The organism is Halobellus rarus, from assembly GCF_024494595.1.
Lineage (GTDB): Archaea > Halobacteriota > Halobacteria > Halobacteriales > Haloferacaceae > Haloquadratum > Haloquadratum rarum.
The window spans coordinates 247648-265843 of record NZ_JANHDI010000004.1 but is presented as its reverse complement, the minus strand read 5'-3'; the positions used below and the strand labels follow the sequence as shown (position 1 = coordinate 265843).

18 protein-coding genes are annotated in these 18196 nt (G+C 64.3%); 11 read left to right on the top strand and 7 right to left on the bottom strand.

Annotation, left to right across the window (positions count from 1 at the left end; translation table 11 throughout):
• The first annotated feature begins 67 nt into the window (after nt 1-67).
• Both NO876_RS06440 and NO876_RS06435 read left to right on the top strand, forming a co-directional pair.
• Nucleotides 68-1240 carry a poly-gamma-glutamate biosynthesis protein PgsC/CapC gene (locus NO876_RS06440; protein WP_256420859.1) on the top strand — a complete coding sequence of 391 codons (1173 nt, stop codon included), beginning with the start codon at nt 68-70 and terminating at the stop codon, nt 1238-1240.
• The gene (locus tag NO876_RS06435; RefSeq protein ID WP_256420858.1) at nt 1240-2439 is read left to right on the top strand and encodes a Mur ligase; all 1200 of its coding nucleotides are present in this window, start codon (nt 1240-1242) and stop codon (nt 2437-2439) included. The genes NO876_RS06440 and NO876_RS06435 overlap by 1 nt, the downstream gene beginning before the upstream one ends.
• Nucleotides 2440-2490: 51 nt before the next feature.
• Here NO876_RS06435 and NO876_RS06430 read toward each other — a convergent pair whose 3' ends face one another.
• On the bottom strand, nt 2491-3828 hold the full coding sequence (locus tag NO876_RS06430; RefSeq protein WP_256420857.1) for a hypothetical protein: 1338 nt from the start codon (nt 3826-3828) through the stop codon (nt 2491-2493).
• Between the two features lie 244 nt (nt 3829-4072).
• Between NO876_RS06430 and NO876_RS06425 the strand changes: the two genes are divergently transcribed.
• Nucleotides 4073-4606 carry an NADH-quinone oxidoreductase subunit E gene (locus NO876_RS06425; protein WP_256420856.1) on the top strand — a complete coding sequence of 178 codons (534 nt, stop codon included), beginning with the start codon at nt 4073-4075 and terminating at the stop codon, nt 4604-4606.
• 24 nt (nt 4607-4630) lie between these two features.
• Here the strand turns inward: NO876_RS06425 and NO876_RS06420 are convergent, their stop codons facing one another.
• Nucleotides 4631-5281, bottom strand: a complete 651-nt coding sequence (locus NO876_RS06420) for a type I 3-dehydroquinate dehydratase (RefSeq protein ID WP_390277669.1) — start codon at nt 5279-5281, stop codon at nt 4631-4633.
• 339 nt (nt 5282-5620) lie between these two features.
• A complete protein-coding gene (locus tag NO876_RS06415; RefSeq protein WP_256420854.1) occupies nt 5621-5818 on the bottom strand; it encodes a hypothetical protein in 198 nt (65 codons plus the stop codon).
• A 569-nt stretch (nt 5819-6387) separates the two neighbouring features.
• Between NO876_RS06415 and NO876_RS06410 the strand changes: the two genes are divergently transcribed.
• The gene (locus tag NO876_RS06410) at nt 6388-7062 is read left to right on the top strand and encodes an MBL fold metallo-hydrolase (protein ID WP_256420853.1); all 675 of its coding nucleotides are present in this window, start codon (nt 6388-6390) and stop codon (nt 7060-7062) included.
• A 96-nt stretch (nt 7063-7158) separates the two neighbouring features.
• Here the strand turns inward: NO876_RS06410 and NO876_RS06405 are convergent, their stop codons facing one another.
• Nucleotides 7159-8202, bottom strand: a complete 1044-nt coding sequence (locus NO876_RS06405) for a zinc-dependent alcohol dehydrogenase (protein WP_256420852.1) — start codon at nt 8200-8202, stop codon at nt 7159-7161.
• A 166-nt stretch (nt 8203-8368) separates the two neighbouring features.
• On the opposite strand from NO876_RS06405, the gene NO876_RS06400 reads away from it, so the two are divergent.
• The 3 genes from NO876_RS06400 to NO876_RS06390 all read left to right on the top strand — a co-directional run bounded on the left by NO876_RS06400 (nt 8369) and on the right by NO876_RS06390 (nt 11053).
• On the top strand, nt 8369-9127 hold the full coding sequence (locus NO876_RS06400) for an SDR family NAD(P)-dependent oxidoreductase (RefSeq protein ID WP_256420851.1): 759 nt from the start codon (nt 8369-8371) through the stop codon (nt 9125-9127).
• Nucleotides 9128-9282: 155 nt separating this feature from the next.
• A complete protein-coding gene (locus NO876_RS06395) occupies nt 9283-9762 on the top strand; it encodes a TRAP transporter small permease (protein ID WP_256420850.1) in 480 nt (159 codons plus the stop codon).
• The gene (locus NO876_RS06390) at nt 9755-11053 is read left to right on the top strand and encodes a TRAP transporter large permease (protein WP_256420849.1); all 1299 of its coding nucleotides are present in this window, start codon (nt 9755-9757) and stop codon (nt 11051-11053) included. The genes NO876_RS06395 and NO876_RS06390 overlap by 8 nt, the downstream gene beginning before the upstream one ends.
• Nucleotides 11054-11132: 79 nt before the next feature.
• Here the strand turns inward: NO876_RS06390 and NO876_RS06385 are convergent, their stop codons facing one another.
• Nucleotides 11133-12092 (bottom strand): AEC family transporter, encoded by a 960-nt coding sequence (locus NO876_RS06385; protein WP_256420848.1) that lies wholly within the window; start codon nt 12090-12092, stop codon nt 11133-11135.
• A 145-nt stretch (nt 12093-12237) separates the two neighbouring features.
• Here NO876_RS06385 and NO876_RS06380 point away from each other — a divergent pair, with 145 nt between their 5' ends.
• Nucleotides 12238-12681: a universal stress protein gene (locus NO876_RS06380; protein ID WP_256420847.1), complete on the top strand. Its 444-nt coding sequence runs from the start codon at nt 12238-12240 to the stop codon at nt 12679-12681.
• Between the two features lie 197 nt (nt 12682-12878).
• Here the strand turns inward: NO876_RS06380 and NO876_RS06375 are convergent, their stop codons facing one another.
• Nucleotides 12879-14003 carry a TRAP transporter substrate-binding protein gene (locus tag NO876_RS06375; RefSeq protein ID WP_256420846.1) on the bottom strand — a complete coding sequence of 375 codons (1125 nt, stop codon included), beginning with the start codon at nt 14001-14003 and terminating at the stop codon, nt 12879-12881.
• A gap of 194 nt (nt 14004-14197) precedes the next feature.
• Here NO876_RS06375 and NO876_RS06370 point away from each other — a divergent pair, with 194 nt between their 5' ends.
• Nucleotides 14198-15517, top strand: a complete 1320-nt coding sequence (locus NO876_RS06370; RefSeq protein ID WP_256420845.1) for a glycerate kinase type-2 family protein — start codon at nt 14198-14200, stop codon at nt 15515-15517.
• Between the two features lie 24 nt (nt 15518-15541).
• Here the strand turns inward: NO876_RS06370 and NO876_RS06365 are convergent, their stop codons facing one another.
• A complete protein-coding gene (locus tag NO876_RS06365; RefSeq protein ID WP_256420844.1) occupies nt 15542-16552 on the bottom strand; it encodes a 2-hydroxyacid dehydrogenase in 1011 nt (336 codons plus the stop codon).
• Between the two features lie 88 nt (nt 16553-16640).
• Between NO876_RS06365 and NO876_RS06360 the strand changes: the two genes are divergently transcribed.
• Entirely contained in the window at nt 16641-17330 is a 690-nt protein-coding gene (locus NO876_RS06360; protein ID WP_256420843.1) for a 4-carboxy-4-hydroxy-2-oxoadipate aldolase/oxaloacetate decarboxylase, read from the top strand.
• Nucleotides 17331-17414: 84 nt separating this feature from the next.
• The gene (locus NO876_RS06355) at nt 17415-18191 is read left to right on the top strand and encodes an IclR family transcriptional regulator (protein ID WP_256420842.1); all 777 of its coding nucleotides are present in this window, start codon (nt 17415-17417) and stop codon (nt 18189-18191) included.
• Nucleotides 18192-18196 lie beyond the last annotated feature (5 nt).

Here is an 18196-nt window from a genome sequence, read left to right as displayed (position 1 = left end):
GACGCGACGATCGGGACGTGTCTACACAAGTCTTTATTTTCCCGTGAGCTAACGGATAGTTCAACCAGTGATCGTCGCGAGCATTCTCTCCATCCTCGGGTTCTTTTTGACCGCAGCTGTGACACAAACCAAAGGACTGCGACTCGGCGGTGCCATCCTCGTTCCGACGCTCGTGGTGTACGCGCTCAAGGATTTCACCACCCTCCCGGTGTTCGTTCTGAGCACTGGCGTCGCCTACTTCATCCTGTGGCAGGCGAAAGAACGGACCCTCGTCTACGGCCGCGACGAGTTCCTCGTCGCGCTCGCGGGCGGGGCGCTCGTGCCGATGCTCGGCTACTTCGCGCTCGCGACGTTCCGGCCCGCCTTCCTCGAGGTGAATCCGCTCGTCTTCGTCGGGAGCATCCTCCCCGGACTGGCCGCTTATAACGTCGCCCAGACGAAACCGGAGTACCAGCGGCAGGACCTGCTTTACACGGCCGGTCTCATCGTCGGACTCGTGCTGTTGGGCGGCGTGCTGATCGCCCCCTCGACGGCCCGCCTGCTCGGTGATTTGACTCCGCTCGTTCTGTTCGCGGAGACCTCCGACATCGCCGCCCTCAGAGGGGCCGTAGTCGACGGATACCTGGCACCGAACATCGACGTCCGCTCGACGATCGTGCTGTTCTTCGTCGTCGGGATGGCGCTCTCCGAACTCGTCCGCCGGGAGTTCGGGATCCGAATCGGGATCATCTCGATGGCGTTACTCGCGCTGTTTTCGCTGGTCAGCCGCTGGCTGTTGGCTCTGTTCGTCCTGTCGTTCGCCGTCTCCGTCGTCGCCGTCTGGCTGATCCACCTCAGAACCCTGCTGTACGGACGCGTGTTGTTGAGTCTCGGCTGTGGTGTGGGTTCCGTCGCGGCGCTGCTCCTCGCGCTGGAACTGCCGATTATCCGCGGCTTCTCCGCGCTCTTCGTCGGCGTCATCGCGGGCGTGATGGCGTATGCGGTCCACACGACGCCGCCGCTTGAGCGCCGCCAGCAGCCGTTCCTCGCGCTCGGGACGTTTCTCGGGATGCTGCTATTTATTCGGACGGTCGTCGATCCCTTCAGGCGGGGGTTGCTCCAGGAATTCACGGTGATCCACGTCGTCGTCGGGGGGATCGTCGTTCTGCTTTGCCTCGCGATCGCCTATCGACTCCGAATCCCGAAACCGGACGACGAAGACGTCCTCTCGGCGTCGGTCCTCTCCGGAGGTGAGGGCTGATGGACCTGTTCGACCGATCCCTCTCGTACGGCGGCCAACTGCTTCGCGGCTCGACGGTTCGCGACCGCCTGGAGTCGTTCTTCGGACGGGGATCGGAACACCGCGAACTGCTCGAAGATGCCGACGTTCGGATCAGCGTCTCGGGGATTCGCGGGAAATCTTCGACGGCGAAGCAACTCGGAGCCATCCTCGCCGACCGCGGCTACGACACGTACACGAAGATCACGGGGGACCACCCGACCTCCTACCACAACGGGCGCAAGATCCCGATTCAGCGGCGGGGTCCCCGCGTGACGCTGTACGAGAATCTCAACCTCGTCCGCGAGTTCCTCCCGCAACTGGCGATCACGAGTCACGACGACGCCGTCGTGATGGAGAATCAAGCGATCACCGAGTACACGATGCGGATGGTGAACGAACAGTTCCTCAGACCGGATCTACTGTTGTTCTGCAACGTCCGGCAGGACCACAACGACACGCTCGGAAAGCGCCGCCAGACGATCGCTCGCTCGTTCGCCCGATCGGTCCCCGAGGGGTGTCACGTCATCAGCGGCGAACAACACGGCGTCATTCACGACTACCTCGAATCGGAGATCACCGCACGGGGCGGGACGATCGAACAGGTCGACGTGCCCGAGCGACACCGCGACCTCATCGGGTCGGAGACGGTCTACGCGCTGAACCACGTGCTCGGATACCTCGACGAACCGCCGCTTCCGGAGTCCGAACTCGAATCGATGCTCGACGCGATTCAACCCGAGTGGACCGAGCTGCCCGGCGGCCGCGTGTTCAACGCGGCGAAGGTCAACGAGATCGAGAGCACGGAGCTCTTTCGCCGACAGCTGGTCGGATCGGGTGAGAACGCGGAACTGGTCTGTCCGTTCGTCTTCCTCCGTCGGGACCGCCGCGGCAGAACCGCCTCGTTCGTCCAGTACGTGAACATCCTCGCCGATCGGGGGCTCATCGATCGGGTCCACGTCGGCGGCGCGTACACCGGCGTGTTCGCCCGCCGAGTGGACGCCCCGGCTACGGAACACGACACGGACGAGACGGCAGCGAGCGACGTTCTCGACCGGCTGCTCGCCACCGAGCAGCCGGTGATGCTTATGGCCAACACCGTCCACCCGTTTATGCGTGAGCTGGCCGACGAGATCGCGTATCGGGAACGCGGCGGCCCGGCACCGCTACCGGACTACTAGCCCCGAAATGCGTCGATGGGAGACCACGCGCTACCGACTGTTCGACGTGGGTTACCGTCGATCCTGCTTGTACGGTGCCGGTGCGACGGTCGCCCGGATCTCGGTCTGCTCGTGGCGCTCGACGCTCTTGTTTTCGCTGCCGTCGGCCTCGCCCCAGGTGAGGGTGACCTCCGTGCCGGGTTCGGCGTACTCGGTGTCGACGAGCGCGAGCGACAGCATCTTCCGGTGGTTGTAGAGGTAGCTCATCCACTTGGAGACGCCGACGAGCTCGCCGTCTTTCTTCACCTCGTCGTAGTGACACGCCGAGGAGCGCGGGACCGGCATATCCATAAACTTGCTCGTCTCGCCCTCGCGGAACAGCGAGGCGTAGACGTCGACGACGTCCTCGTCGTTCCAGACGAGCGTCACCTTCTTCCGCTCGGGATCGTCGATTTCGGCTTCCAGGGCCTCCCGCCCGACGAAGTCGTGATCGAAGTCGACGATGTGATCGTAGCCGACCTCGATCGGCGTGACGTAGTAGTCCTCGATGTCGTCGGAGTCGTAGCTCCCGCCGATCGAGATGAGGCCGCGCCGCAGGGAGAGCCACTCTCTGAAGTCCTTCATCTCCTCGCCGGTGTAGATCGCCGGGACCGGGAGGGGGAGCCAGCCCAGGACGGTGTTCGCGCTCTGGTAGCTCTTCGAGCCGAGCCGACGGACGTCGTACGCCTCGCCCGCGTCGAGGATCGCTTCTCTGACGGCGTCGGCGTCGTCCCAGTCGCCCCAGAACTCGAAGCCGGCCTCGCCGGCCATTCCGTGTCGCAGGAGGTACGCGTCGCTGCCATCTATCGAGACCTCCTCGAACCGGAAGAAGCCCAGGTCCGGGATCGAGCCGTCGATGGCTTCCTCCATCACGGCGACCGCGTCGGGGCCCTGTACCTGATACCGGAAGTTGTTGGGGTCGTCTCCCGTTCCGACGGGGCGGGGCTGATACTCGGTCTCGACGTCGTAGTCTCCCGTTTCCGCCTGGTAAATCAGCCAGTTGTGGGCCGCGGCGGCACCCACGCTCAGGAACGAGTCCTCGGCCTCCCGGAAGAGGATGGCGTCGCCGACGAGGTAGCCGTCGGGGTTGGCGACGACGAGCTGTTTCGCCTGCCCGACGTCGAACTGCTCGAAGTTGTTGACGGCGTACTTGGCGTAGAGATCGATCGCCTCGACGCCGTCGATTCGCAGATCGGTCATGTGATACGACTGATCCGCGAACGCGACGCTTTCGGCCCACGCTCGCTGTTCTTCGATCCAGTGGGTGAACTCGTCCGGGAGGTCGGTGAACCTCGCGAGTCCGAGGTCGCGGAGGAGGTCGACGGGGCTCGCCGCCGAGTCGAGTGCGTCCTGAAGGGTTCGGTCTGACATATGTGTACCTGTGATACTCGGGGGAAGTGAACATAACCTTTTATATAAATGGACCCGCTCGCCGAGGGGTGGAATCCGGACTGAGGCGTTTCGTTCGTCGAACGCGTCCACGCGATTCGGGCCTCGCTACTCGAGTTCCCGTTCTGTCGCTCGGCGACGACTCATCTGCTGACCGACAGTACGTTTATTTCGCTTCCGAGGGATGAGTCGGGTATGCACCGGACGAACCGAGGTCGATCCATCGATGAGTGACGTCCAGACGGACGTCCGCGCGTACACGCTCCGCCTCGAGTTGGTCGACGAGCCGGGCGAACTCCTCCGGTCGCTCCGCCCGATCGCGGACAACGGCGGGAACCTCCTGTCGATCTTCCACGAGCGGGGCAACGTCACGCCCCGCGGACACATCCCCGTCGAAGTCGACGTCGAGGCCACGCCGGCCCGCTTCGAGAATATCATCGACGGCCTCCGCGACGCCGGGATCAACGTCATTCAGGCCGGCACCGAGCGCTACAGCGAGGGCCTGACGGTCATCCTCTCGGGTCACGTCATCGATACCGACCTCTCGGATACGCTCTCGCGGATTCAGGAGTCTGCGAACGCGACCGTGACGGACCTGTCGGTCGCGGCACCGGAGGGGACGTCGAACGTCTCGAGTGCCCGTATCGACATCGCGGCCGAACGCGGCGCTACCGAGGTAGTGCTCGAGAAGATCAGAGACGTCGCCGCGGAGAAAGACCTGCGAGTCGTCGAACCGCTCACGGGCGCGGCGGGGGCGTAACGGGCCTCGCTCTCGCTTCGCTACTCAGTTCGGCAGCGTCAGTTCGGAGGGGACGGAGACGTCGCCCTCGATAGCTTCGATGCGTTCCAGTTGCGTGCCGTCGATCCTGGTCGATTCGACGAGCGCCCTGAGCTTGCCGAGGGGAATCTGGCCGGGTGCGTACTCGCTGTCGTCGTCGAGGAGGGGTGCGTATCCGAGCTTGGAACCGTATATGTGACCGACTACGCGGGTGTGACTCCCGGTTTCGCCCATCGCGATACCGGCGGCATCGATGCCGGCCTGGGTGGCTTCGTGTAGCGCCGTCAGAAGCGTCAGCGTGTCCGAGAGGTCCTCGGGGTAGACCGCGACTTTCGCCACGTCGCCGTAGCCCGCACACTGGTCGATGATCGCCGTGAGAACCTCCTTGTCCGGTGTCGAGTCGAAGTCGTGATGCGAGATGATGAGGCCGACGTCGTTGTCGCGGAACTCCTCGAGAATCCACTCCTTCGCCCGTGCCGTCTCCAGTTCGATGTCGACGTACGTGACAGCGTCGAATCGAGACGCCGCGAAGAGCGTGTCCAGACGTCCGGTGTCGCGGGCCTTTCCGCCGAACCACTGATTGCGGTTCGTCGCGACGATCGGTAGTTCGCCGTCGTACGCTTCGAGCTGTGCGATCGGGTCCTCCGCCTGGTCCATCCGGAACTCGATGACGTCCGCCTTCTCTCGGGCTTCCTCCTCCCGTGTGAGATCGTTTGTTGTAGCCGCGAGAGTGAAGCCGTCAATTTTCATTGACACTCGATAGCATCCTTTGCCATATAAATTTGCCCATCGGGAGTACGATCGCCGCGAGAGACTCGACACCTATTTATCTAGTATCCTATATAACAATAATACTACTATAAGCGTATTTACTAATAAATACGATAGTAGAAGTAACTATAAAACTCTAAAATACCCGGTGTATATGAGAACTATACTATCATAGTTTATTTTATGAAATATATAATATAATAAATCTATTTCGGCATAAATTTCCTAGAGCGGTCCGCACGCCCACCGTCGATCGGCGGTGCGCGTTCGGTCCCGGTTGCGGAGCCAATGGGCGAGCGTCGCCAGGGGGTTGCCGGTAACGTGACAGCCGGGACTCACCAGGACGAGGTCGGTGCTGTCGACGGGGACGTCGACTGACATCGCCAGATCGGATTCGCCGTGCTCGCCGTCCGAATTCGCCACCCGATTTTCATTTTGCCGAAACCTCGTGGCGGTTGTGACTGAGTGCGCCTCCATTCGTACGGAGCCGCGCGATCGATCGAACGAACGCTCGCCCGCCGCTGTGACTGTGGGTGAATCCCGGCGCTACGAGAAGTCTGACTGCTTCACGGGCACGGAGGCGTGGTCGGTCTCGGGGCTGAAGTCGGGACGGACGTGCGACGGATCCTCTGGAACCCATCGGCCCTCGTCGATCGGGGGTCTCTCGAACGGGGGCGAGTGCTGTCGCTCGAATCTGGACCCTTCGGCTGATCGTTCCCGCTCGGGTTCTGAGCCGATGTAACCGATGAATATTTTTACTAATGTTGAAACCTCACCCTCGGATCGGCTGTTAAGTAACAGACGTACGTATGTTACTGATTATAATTTAGGCCTTCACGCGGCCATAAATTTTCGACATCATTGAAACAGATTGTCGGCCATCGGAGTCCGTTCGGATAACCGACACCGCTGGTACTACGCGAGGATTCCGAGAAATCCAGTGCCGGTCTCCAACAAAATTATATAGGATAAGATCGCAGTCGGAAACACGTATGAGCGTCAGCAACGTTGTCGAGGGTATCGACCAGATCCAGTTCGAGCACGTGCGCGTGTTCGTTCTCAAAGATATGCCTGAAGAGGGAGAAATTACGCTCGTCGACACCGCGTTCGACGAGAACGGCGAGGAACTCGTCGAGACACTCCGAGCGGAGTACGGCCGCGTCGACCGGGTCATCCTGACCCACGGCGACCACGGCCACCACGGCGGCCTCGCCCACGTGGTCGAGGCGTTCGATCCCGAACTCGCGATGCCTGCCGACGAATCGAAGCTGTACGAGCACCTCGAGGAGGCCGGCCTCGACATCGAGCCCGACGTCGCGTACGAGGACGGTGACGTACTCGACGGAAACATCCGGGTTATCCAGGTCCCGGGCCACACCGAAGCGACCTCGGCGCTCCTCTTGGAAGACCGGGACATCCTCATCTCCGGCGACACCCTGGACGGCTCCGACCGCGGCGGGCTTCCGGCCGGTTATTTGCTCCCGCCGCCGGCGCTCTTCAACGCCAACCACGAGGACGCTGAACTCAACCTGTATAACCTGCTCGGCCACGACTTCGACACGCTGCTCGTCTTCCACGGCTCGCACGTCTTCGAGGATCCGAAGGGGAAACTCGACGACTTCCTCGTCGAGCGCGAGTGGAACGAGTGGGACCCGCGGAACGACTGACTTCTCGGTATCTTTCTTGGACGCTTGCGACGTCGGGAGGCGCCGTCGGTCGTCGGTTTCCAGTGGCGTCCGGCGGCGGTGGTGAAACCCCGGGACCTACTCGCGGAGGACGGAGACGTCGAAGACCGGTTTGCACGTCTCGCCGGCCAAGAACGACTCGAACGCCGCCTCGGCGTCGAGGAGACTGAACCGGTCGTCGAGGAACGTCTCGTGATCGAGGTCGCCGGAGGCCATCAGCCTGAACGCGCGATCGAAGTCGCGGAACATCGCGCTGTAGGAACACTGGATGTCGACCTCCGCGCGGACGATGGGGGTCGTGGGGATCGACGTCTCGCCGGCCTGTCCGACGAGGACGATCTGTCCGCCCTTGCGGACTTCCTCGGTGGCCATCGGAAGCCCGGAGGGATGACCGGTCGTGTCGAACACCACGTCGTAGCCGATCCCGTCGGTGAACTCCTCGCGATACGTCTCCAGATCCGTCTCCTCGATGTTGATCGCCGGGAACCCGAGTTCCTCCGCGAGCGGAAGCCGATAGGCGGTGTCGGGGCCGACGCCGGCGACGGTCACGTTCGCGCCCTGCGCGTCGGCGACCTGGGCGGTCAGCAGTCCGATGGGCCCCGGTCCGGCGACGAGCACCCGGTCGCCGGCACCGACGCGTGAGTTCTCGATGACGGCGCGGGTGCAGACGGCCGTCGGTTCCGCCAGGGCGGCGTGACGCGGATCGACCCCGGCGGGCACTGACTGGATCGAATCGGCGGGCACGGCGACGTACCCGGCGTACGCGCCGTCGTGATCGATGCCGGTGAGTTCGATGTTCCGGCAGATGTTCTCCATACCGCTCTGACACTGATAGCACTCGCCGCACCCGCGGATCGGTCGCTCGACGACGCGCTCTCCGACGGCGAACGACGTGACGTCCTCGCCGCGCTCGACGACTCGCCCCGTGTACTCGTGTCCGATCACCGTCGGCGGGTCCATCCGCTCGAACGCCGATTTGTACTCGTAGATTCCCGCGTCGCTGCCGCAGAGTCCGGCGTAGTCGACTTCGACGAGCACCTCGTCGGCGGCGGGTGTCGGTCGATCGAGATCCAGAAGTTCCATCCCACCGGACGCTCGGGTGGTTTTAGCCAGGCCGCGCATACGTGACAGTGAGGATTATCGTATTATAACCTTTCGGAGCGCTCCTGTCGGCCGGGCTGGAGTGTCACCGACGGTCTCCGAGGTGGGGTGTCACCGACGGTCTCATATGCCCGCCGCCGGGGGCTCACGAACACTTTACTCGCTGGTCGCCGAATCGGCGGGTGCAATGGTCGTAAACGACAAAGTGGCGGTCGTCACCGGCGGTGCCTCCGGCATCGGCGAGGCGACGGCCAAACAGTACTGCGAGCACGGGGCCAGCGTCGTCGTGGGAGACGTAGACGAGGAGGGCGGCGAGGAGGCGGTCGCGTCGATCGTCGCCGACGGCGGCGAGGCGACGTTCGTGCCGACGGACGTCGCCGAGGAGGCGGACGTGAAGCGACTCATCGAGACCGCGGTGGACACGTACGGCGGTCTGGACGTCGTGTTCAACAACGCGGGCACCGAGGGGGCCCTGGCCGAGTTCGCCGAGTACGACTCGGCCGACTTCGATCGGGTCGTCGCGGTCAACCTCCGAGGGGCGTTCTACGGAATGAAGTACGGCATCCAGGCGATGCTGGCCGACGGCGGCGGCTCGATCGTCAACACGTCCTCGGTCGCGAGCGTGACTGGAATTATGGGACGAGCGGGTTACAGCGCCTCGAAAGCGGGTATCAACGGGATGACGAGGGCGGCGGCGATGGAGTACGCGACCGATGAAATCAGAGTGAACGCGATCCTGCCGGGCATCGTGAACACGTCGATGCAGGACCGCGTCGCCGTCCAGCGGCCGGATTCGACCGATCGCTACGAGATCTCGGAGGCGATGCCCGGACGGGCCACTCCCGAGGAACTCGCGAACGCGGTCCTCTTTCTGGGATCCGATCTGTCCTCGCGCATCACGGGCGTCACGCTCCCGGTCGAGGGAGGGTTCTTGATACAACCGTGACTAGCGCCGAAACGTTCGAGGCTCGCTGGCACTTCACTCCCCAGCGATCGGCGGTGATCGTCACACGGATCGTCGTTTCCGCTGATCGCGGGCGCTAAGCGCTCTCGGAATTGATACCACAAGGCTTTATAATCGTTGGTGATCGTTTGGTCGGTATGGGAAGCGACTGGTTCGACAAGGTCACCGTCGCAATCGGCGTGATTATGTTGAACGTTATGTTGGTGGTGGGAATCATCCAGGTACTGAACCGATACGTCGACGTCTCGATCGAACTCTACTGGACCTACGAGGTTGCGAGGACGACCCTCGCGCTGATGACGATCATCGCCATCCCGTATCTCTTCAGAAACGACGCGGACATCTCGTTTCTCCCCGTCCTTCGACGGGTCACGTCGCGGACCAATCAGTTCCTGCTCGTCAGGAACGTCCTGATGGGCGCGCTGTCGGTGATCTTCGTCTGGTCCGCATACCTCGCGTACGGCACGGCCGGGGACACCGGACTCCCGACGATCAGTTGGTTCAAGGTGGGCTGGGGCTACCTCCTCTTCGGCGCGGCCGCTGCGGTCCTCTTCGTCGTCGTGATCGGAGACACGAAACGCCGGGTCGACGAGATCCGAGGTGGGTCTGATGTCTGAAATACTCCTCGTCGCGTTCCTCGGGATCCTGTTCTTGCTGTACGGGATCGGCGTACCGGCCGCTTACTCGCTGGCGATGACGGTACTTCTCATTATGTTCCTCCCGATCGGCCCCGAGTTGAACTTCATCGTGGTCACCCAGCGGTTCTGGTCGGGGATGAACTCCTGGGTGCTGTTGGCGGTTCCGTTCTTCCTCATGGCGGGTCGGATTATGAACATCACCGGGATCACCGACGATATGTTCAACTTCGCTACCGAACTCGTCGGCCCCGTCCGGGGCGGACTGGCGCAGGTGAACGTCGTCGTGAGTCTGATCTTCTCGGGGATGAGCGGCTCTGCGGTCGCCGACGCCGCGGGTATCGGTAGTGTCGAGTACGAGGCGATGACGACGAACGGCTACGAGGGCGAAGACGCGGTCGGGATCACGGGGGCCTCTTCGATCATCGGACCGATCATCCCACCCAGCATTCCGATCGTCGTCTACGCGGTCCTCGCTCAGGAGTCCATCGGGACCCTGTTTATCGCCGGCGTCGTTCCCGGACTACTCATGGCGCTCGCGATGGGAGGGACAGTGTTCTATCTGGCTCGAAAGCACGACTGGCCGAGTTCGGGGGCGTACGATCTCTCCGCTCTGTTCGAGTCGTTCCTCAAAGCGCTCCCGGGGCTGATCGCGCCGCTCATCATCATCGGGGGGATCCTCTTCGGCGTGTTCACCGCCACCGAGGCCGCGCTCGTCGCGGTGGTGTACGCGATTCTGCTGGGGTTCTTCTACTACCGCTCGATCACGCTGAAGGACCTCTACGAGGTGAGCAAGGAGACGTTCGAGGACACCGCCAGCATCGTGGTCATCTTCGGGTTCGCGAACCTCTACGCGTACTGGTTGACGCTCGCCGGCATCCCCAGTCTGATCGGCGACATCGTCACCGGAATTGGCGCGAGCACGTTGGTCACGATGCTGCTGTTGGCCCTCGTGCTGTTGGTTCTGGGGACGTTTATGGAGGGGATGGCGGTGCTCCTCATCATGGTCCCGATGCTGGTCCCGCTGTATCCGGAACTGGGCATCGACCCGGTCCACTTCGGTATCGTGATGGTCGTCACGCTGATGTACGGTCTCATCACGCCGCCGTTCGGGCTCATCCTGTTCGTCCTCGAACGGGTGACCAACGAGTCCCTCGACAAGGTGATGCGCTCGATGCTGCCGTACTACCTCCCGCTGCTCGTGGTACTCGTTCTCATCATCCTGTTCCCCGAGCTCTCGCTGGCTCTCCCCGAGGCATTCGGCCTGCTCTGACCGGCGACGCGGTCGATCTGTCCGTCGCCGTGTTTTTCACCCGTTTCGATCGAACCCCCGTATCTCGTTCGCTCGCTAATCAGACGACGAGTCCGGACTTGAGAATCGTGATAACGACGGTGAGAATCGGAATCGACACGAGAGTCGTCACGAAGACGTTCGCGGAGACGAACTCCGGGAGGGTCACGCCCCCCACCGTGGTGTCGCTCGCGAACTCGACGACGAAGATGACCGGAGCCACGGCCACCGGCATCGCGGTGAGGAGGACGAACACCTGCGCAACTGCCGGATTCTGAAACCCAAGTGCCGTCGCGACGACCACTCCGACGAGCGGGGAGACGCCGAACCGGAACAGCGTCGGCATCGCCGTCATCGAGAGCGCCCCGCGGTACTCCGTCTCCGAGAGCTGCACGCCGAGGATCAGGAGCATAATCGGAATCGACGCCTCGCCGACGAGTCCGAGCGTCTCCATCAGCGGCGACCCGGCGTCCGGGACGACGCCGGCGGTGCGTGCGAGGACCGCCAGCACGACCGCGTAGACCAGTGGATACCGGAACACGCGCTTCGCGACGACGGATCCAGCCTCGTCGCCGGAGTTCAGCGCGATGAACAGCCCGAGGGTGAACACCAGCGCACCGTGGACGGCGGCGAAGAGGACCGCCGTCTGCCGGCCGATGTCCCCGTACGCGAAGTCGGCCAGCGGGATCCCGAGCGCGCCGGTGTTCCCGAAGACGGAAACGAGTAGGAAGGTGTTCAGCACCGCGTCCTCCTTGCCGACGGCCTTCCCGTAGAGCCAACTCACCGCGAGCAGACCGCCGACGAACACGCCGACGCCGGCGGAGATTCGCAACAGCGCGTCGGCGCCCAGGTCGGTGAGCGCGATGCTGTGAATCACGAGCGCGGGAGTCAACACGAACAGCGAGAGCGTGTTGAGCGGCCCCGGATCGATCTCTTTCGTTCGATTTAGCAGGAACCCGACGGTGAGTATCAGAAAGATCGGGAGGATGGAGGACACGATGATCCCCAATGCAGATGCCATACACGCGCCTTCCGGAACCGCGAATAAAAATGCTGCCGTTGCGACGATAGTGGGGTCGTCCCCGTGTCCCGCCTCCAGCGTTCCACAGCGCTCTCGCGACGAGGCCACGATAAAATTATAAGACGAGTGAGACAGAAGGGTCGGTATGGTTATCGTAGCAGCGGTAGATCGATCAGACCAGGCCCGGGCTGTCCTCGACGAGGCCGACACGCTGGCAGGGCGGTTCGAAGAACCGATCCACGCGCTCCACGTGATGAGCCGATCGGAGGCGATTCAGACCGAGGAGGAGAGCGTCAGTCGAACCGACGAGGCCGTCCCCGTCGACGATCTCCGAGACCGGGCAGCAGCCGTCGCGGCAGAGCTGATGGAGGCGCATCCCCCGGACGCCGAGACGGTCGCCGTCGGGCGTATCGGCGATCCGGCGGCCGAGATCGTCTCCTACGCCGAGGAACAGGACGCTCGATACATCGTCGTCAGTCCACAGCAGCGGAGCCAGACCGGTAAGATCCTCTTCGGGAGCGTCGCGCAGTCCGTCCTCTTGGAGGCTGACTGCCCGGTGGTCTCGCTGCGTGCTCGGGACTTCGAATAGGTCGGTCGGGCACGAACGGAGCCGCTTCGCCGGCCGTTCGTCGTCCAGTGCGGTATCGCGCTGCCCGTCCGTCGCACGGCTTCCGAACGGACCGGCTCGATCGACCGATCGATCGTTACGGCCGAAGTGCGGACGGGGGAGAGACGGAACGGAAAGAGGCGGAGACGGAGGCAGAACGGAACGAAGTGGAGACGGGCTTACGCCAGATCCTGGACGTCGCCGATGTCGACCGCCCAGGTGCTCTCCGATAGCGACTCCAGCGCCGGCTGTGCGGCTTCGACGAAGGCGTCGCGGTCGACCTCGTCGGCGGTAACGACGGTCGTCCCCTCGTCGCGCGCCTGGTCGTAGAGCTCCTCCTCGCGGGACTTGATGTCGCTCGTCATTCCCTCGACCGCGTCGGCGGCGGTCGAGGTGATGAGTTCGCGGTCGTCGTCGCTCAGACCCTGATAGAACTCGTCGTTGTACAGGAAGTGCTTCGTGTCCAGCAGGTGGTTCGTGACGCTGAAGTGCGTCTGAACCTCGTAGAGGCTCACCGCCAGGAACTGCGAGATCGGTCCCTCCGAGGCGTCGACGACGCCGGTCTGCAGCGCCGAGTAGAGTTCGTCGTAGGCGACGGGGGTGACCTCGGCACCGATCTCGTCCCACACCGCGGTCCACGTCTCGTACTGCGGGAGGCGGAGCTTCATCTCCTGGACGTCCTCGGGACTCGTGACCGCCGAGTTGCTGGTGTAACAGCGGTTGCCCACGTAGAACGCGTCACCGAGCCTGATCCCGTTATCCAGCAGGATGCCGTTCAGCCCGTCCTCGGGCTTGAGGAACTCCTCGGTCACGGCGTGATAGTGCTCCATATCCTCGATGACGAACGGGTCGCCCGCGAAGGAGTACTCGGAGGCGAAGCGTTGAGAGAGCGCCGTCGGGCTCTCGTGGAGGATGTCGACAGTCCCCGCCTCGAGCGCGTCGAGGTTGTCCTCCGTTCCGCCGAGCGTCGCCGCCTGCAGGTCCACGGAGATGCGACCGTCGGTCTCCTCCTCGATCACGTCGATGAAGTGCTCTTGGGCCGCCTCTACGGAGATATTCTCCGGCGGCTGGGTGGTCGCGAAGGTGATCTCGACCTCCTCTGCACCGTTCCCCGCGGTCGTGGTGGCCCCGCCGCCGTTCCCGTCTCCGCTGTCACCGCCGTCGCCGTCGCCGCCGTCCCCGCTGCCGTCGCCGTCTCCGCCGCCGTTTCCGGAACAGCCGGCCAGCCCCACCCCGACCCCGAGGGCGATGCCGCCGGTTTTCAGTACACTCCGCCGTGTGGTTGGCTGCGAATCACGAGCCATACTGTTACGCGATTCGCTAATCAATAATAAAGATTGTGTTAGATATCCGCTGCACTCGGGATGACTCCTTTTCGCACGGTATCGTTTTGCCGCCGTGGCTGCGCGCCACAGGGAGCGGGACGCGTCGCTCCCCACGGAGCGTGTACGACCCGATCACGATAGGGTTAATATAGCGCCCTCGCGCACCAACGCCTATGACCGAGACAGACGATCGATCCGGTTCGCCCCCCGCCGACGTCGCGCGCGATGCCGTCCGCGCCGGAATCGAGGCGGCGCACCCCGAGGCCGTGTTGCGGGAGGCGCTCACCATCGACGGCGATCGGCTCCGGATCGACGGTCGGCGCTACGAGCTCGCCGACTACGACGACGTCATCGTCCTCGGCGGCGGCAACGCCGCGGGAACTGTCGCGAGCCACCTCGCGGATCGTCTGGAGACGCATCTCACCGGCGGTCTCGTCGTCACCGACGACCCCGCTCCCGCGGGACCGATCGAGACCGTGACCGGTACCCACCCCGTTCCGAGCGAGGCGAACGTCGAGGGGGCGCGTCGACTGATCGAGCGCGCCGCCGCGGCCGACGAGGACACGCTCGTCTTGGCCCCGGTGACCGGCGGCGGGAGCGCGCTTCTGGCGGCACCGGTCGACGGCGTGTCGCTCGCGGACCTCCGGGAACTCACCGAGGCGCTGCTCCGCTCGGGCGCACCGATCGACCGGATCAACGCCGTCCGAAAGCACGTTTCGGCGATAAAGGGCGGCCAACTGGCCCGCGCCGCCGCGCCGGCGACGACGGTCGGACTCGTCTTCAGCGACGTCGCCTCCGACGACCCGTCAGTCGTCGCTAGCGGGCCGCTCTCGCCCGACCCGACCACCTACGAGGACGCGCTGGACGTCCTCACCGAGTACGACGTCGACGCGCCCGCGTCCGTCTTCGCGCACCTTCGAGCGGGTGCGAACGGCGACGTACCGGAGACGCCCGTCGGCGACGACTCCGCGTTCGACTCCGTGTCGGTCCACGTCGTCGCCAACAACTTCACCGCGCTCTCGGCCGCGCGCGAGGTCTGTCGGGAGGCGGGCTTCGAGACGCTCGTGCTCTCCTCGTCCGTCAGGGGCGAGGCGCGCGAGGCGGCGAAGACGCACGCCGCCGTCGCCGAGGAGATCCGACGGAGCGGTAACCCCCTCGAACCGCCCGCGGCCGTCCTCTCGGGCGGCGAGACGACCGTCACGATTCGAGGCGACGGCACCGGCGGACCGAATCAGGAGTTCGCGCTCAGCGCGGCGCTCGAACTGGGGGAACCGGCCGTCCTGTGCGCCGTCGACACCGACGGTATCGACGGCCCCACCGACGCCGCCGGGGCGGTGGTCGACGAACGGACGGTCGAGGATCCGCGCCGCGCCCGGTCGCTCCTGGCCGACAACGACGTCTACGGCTACCTCGACGAGCGCGGGGCGCTCGTGCGCACCGGCCAGACGGGCACCAACGTCAACGACCTCCGAGTGTTGCTCGTCGCGGAGTGACCGCTCGCGCGGTCGCCCGACTCGTCACTCCAAGCCGGCGTCTCCCAGCGCCGAGTGTGGCACCGGTTCGCCCTCGATGCCGGCTATGGTGCACGCGGCGGCCATCTCGGCCATCCGGTTCCGGGTCCCGATGCTCGCGCTCCCGATGTGCGGCGTCACGACGAGCCGTTCGGGCGCGTGTCGGAGGATCGGGTGGTCGCCGGGGAGCGGTTCGGGGTCGGTGACGTCCAGTCCCGCGCGGGCGATCCACTCCCGTTCGAGCGCGGTGTCGAGCGCGTCTGTGTCGACGACCCCACCGCGACTCGTGTTGATGAGGACTGCGTTCTCGGACATCTGCTGGAGTTCTTCCTCGCCGATGAGGTCCTCGGTCGCTTCGACGAGGGGTACGTGCAGAGAGACGAAATCGCTCTCGGCGAGCAGTTCCTCGCGTTCGACGTAGGTCGCGTCGACGCCGACCTCGGCGAGTTCGGCCTCCCGGTCGGGCTTGCGCGATCGACCGCTGTAGCGCACGTCCATATCGAATCCCGCGGCACGCCGGGCGGTGGCCGTGCCGATGTTGCCGAGGCCGACGATTCCGAGCGCCGCGTCGTGGATGTCCGGCCCCGTCAGGAGCGTCGGTCCCCAAGTCTCCCACTCGTCGGCCTCGACGTACGCGTGGCCCTCGACAGTCCGACGCGCACAGGCCGTCAGAAGCGCCCAGGCGAGGTCCGCGGTCGTCTCGGTGAGTACGCCCGGCGTGTGGCCGACGGCGATGCCGCGCTCGGCGGCCGCTTCCAGGTCGATGTGGTCGTAGCCGACCGAGAAGGTGCTGACGACCGAGAGGTCCGGCGAGCCATCCAGCACCTCGGCGTCGATCGTATCGGAGAGCAGGCAGACGAGCCCTTCCGCGTCTAACTCTTCGAGCCGGGAGGCGATGTGCGCTTTCGCCGGCGGGAGTTTCCCCTCCCAGACGACGACCTCGTACCGGTCTCGAAGCCGTTCCAGTCCCACCTCGGGTATTCTCCGGGTCACGTAGACGGTCGGCGTGTCGGTCATTAGCTGTCCGTGCGCGTCGCGTCGACATATCGTTTGGCCTCGCGCGTCGATCAGTAGCTTAATGAGTCCGATCGGTCTCCTCGGACGTATGCACACGATCGAGCACGACGTGCAGCGGCCGGACCGCGACATCGTCGAGGCGTTCGAGGCGATTCCGAGCACGATCGTCTCCGACGTGACCGGCAACGTCGGCCTCACGATGGACGCCGGGCTCACGCCCGCCTACGAGGACATCGAGATGGCCGGGACCGCGATCACCGTCAAGGCCGCTCCCGGGGACAACCTCATCATCCACAAGGCGATCACGATGGCCGAACCCGGCGACGTCCTCGTGATCGACTGTGACGGCTACACCGACACCGGACACATCGGTGAATTGATGTGCGAATCCTGCAAGGCGAACGACCTCGCGGGGCTCGTCATCGACGGCGGATACCGGGACAGCCGCGAAATCGCCGAGATGGAATTCCCCGTCTACGGTCGCGGTGTGAACCCGCAGGGGCCGCTCAAACAGGATCCCGGCTCGGTGAACGCCACCATCTCCTGCGGCGGCGTGAGCGTCGACCCCGGCGACATCGTCGTCGGCGACGACGACGGCCTCGCGGTCATTCCCGGCGACGGTGCAGAACGGGTCCTCGACCTCGCTCACGCGAAACTCGACTCCGAGGACGACACGCGAGAAGAGGTCCGGGACGGCACCTACCTCTTCGAGCTCAACGGCTACGACGAACTCTTCGAGAACTTGGAGGTCGTCGGCCCCGAGGACTCGATTCAGTAGGGTGCGAGCGAGTCCTTTCGCTCCCGGTTCAACATCGTTGTAATTCCTCGCAGGGCTTAAGGAGATACGGCCGAAGCAGTACGTATGACCAAGCCGGACGAATCGGGCGCACGCGGCCTGCAGAGCGTCGAGCGGTCTTTTGGAATCATTGAATATCTACGGCGCGAGGACGGTGCGACGCTCTCGGAGGCGGCCGACGACCTCGGGATGGCGGTGAGCACGGCCCACATCCACCTGACGACCCTCGTCGACACGGGCTACGTGGTGAAGGACGACGACACCTACCGGTGCAGTTTCGAGTTCCTGCAGACCGGTGGACAGCGCCGTGACGGTCTGGCGCTCTACCAGGCGGCCAAACCCGAACTCGACGAACTGCAGGACGAGACCGGCGAACACACCAACGTCACCGTCCAGGAGCGCGGGTACTCGGTTCAGCTGTACAAATCGGAGAGTCCGCACTCCATCGACGACGACGCCTCGCTCGGCGATCACTTCTATCTCCACCTGACGGCGACCGGCAAGGCGATCCTCGCGGAGTTCTCCGACGAGCGCGTCGCGGCGGTCCTCGACCGGCGCGGGATGCCCGCGCTGACCGACGACACGATCACCGACAGGGAGGTCCTCTACGAGGAACTGGAGACGATCCGAGAGCGGGGCTATTCGATCAACAACGGTGAGCACTTTCCGGGCGTCTGCGCCATCGGGACGGCCATTTTCTCGGAGCCCGACGATGCGATCGGTGCGATATCCATCAGCGGCCCCCGCAGCCGGATCACCACAGAGCGCATCGAGGAGGAACTGGCACCCGCACTGCTCAACAAGAAGAACATCATCGAGCTGAAGATCCGTCAGTTCGAGTAGCGAGG

What these genes read in the sequence shown, in the direction of transcription:
- NO876_RS06435 (WP_256420858.1), top strand. Translation starts at nt 1,240, where the DNA reads ATGGACCTGTTCGACCGATCCCTCTCGTACGGCGGCCAACTGCTTCGC.
- NO876_RS06430 (WP_256420857.1), bottom strand. Translation starts at nt 3,828, where the DNA reads ATGTCAGACCGAACCCTTCAGGACGCACTCGACTCGGCGGCGAGCCCC.
- NO876_RS06425 (WP_256420856.1), top strand. Translation starts at nt 4,073, where the DNA reads ATGAGTGACGTCCAGACGGACGTCCGCGCGTACACGCTCCGCCTCGAG.
- NO876_RS06420 (WP_390277669.1), bottom strand. Translation starts at nt 5,281, where the DNA reads ATGGACCAGGCGGAGGACCCGATCGCACAGCTCGAAGCGTACGACGGC.
- NO876_RS06410 (WP_256420853.1), top strand. Translation starts at nt 6,388, where the DNA reads ATGAGCGTCAGCAACGTTGTCGAGGGTATCGACCAGATCCAGTTCGAG.
- NO876_RS06405 (WP_256420852.1), bottom strand. Translation starts at nt 8,202, where the DNA reads ATGCGCGGCCTGGCTAAAACCACCCGAGCGTCCGGTGGGATGGAACTT.
- NO876_RS06400 (WP_256420851.1), top strand. Translation starts at nt 8,369, where the DNA reads ATGGTCGTAAACGACAAAGTGGCGGTCGTCACCGGCGGTGCCTCCGGC.
- NO876_RS06395 (WP_256420850.1), top strand. Translation starts at nt 9,283, where the DNA reads ATGGGAAGCGACTGGTTCGACAAGGTCACCGTCGCAATCGGCGTGATT.
- NO876_RS06390 (WP_256420849.1), top strand. Translation starts at nt 9,755, where the DNA reads ATGTCTGAAATACTCCTCGTCGCGTTCCTCGGGATCCTGTTCTTGCTG.
- NO876_RS06385 (WP_256420848.1), bottom strand. Translation starts at nt 12,092, where the DNA reads ATGGCATCTGCATTGGGGATCATCGTGTCCTCCATCCTCCCGATCTTT.
- NO876_RS06380 (WP_256420847.1), top strand. Translation starts at nt 12,238, where the DNA reads ATGGTTATCGTAGCAGCGGTAGATCGATCAGACCAGGCCCGGGCTGTC.
- NO876_RS06375 (WP_256420846.1), bottom strand. Translation starts at nt 14,003, where the DNA reads ATGGCTCGTGATTCGCAGCCAACCACACGGCGGAGTGTACTGAAAACC.
- NO876_RS06370 (WP_256420845.1), top strand. Translation starts at nt 14,198, where the DNA reads ATGACCGAGACAGACGATCGATCCGGTTCGCCCCCCGCCGACGTCGCG.
- NO876_RS06365 (WP_256420844.1), bottom strand. Translation starts at nt 16,552, where the DNA reads ATGACCGACACGCCGACCGTCTACGTGACCCGGAGAATACCCGAGGTG.
- NO876_RS06360 (WP_256420843.1), top strand. Translation starts at nt 16,641, where the DNA reads ATGCACACGATCGAGCACGACGTGCAGCGGCCGGACCGCGACATCGTC.
- NO876_RS06355 (WP_256420842.1), top strand. Translation starts at nt 17,415, where the DNA reads ATGACCAAGCCGGACGAATCGGGCGCACGCGGCCTGCAGAGCGTCGAG.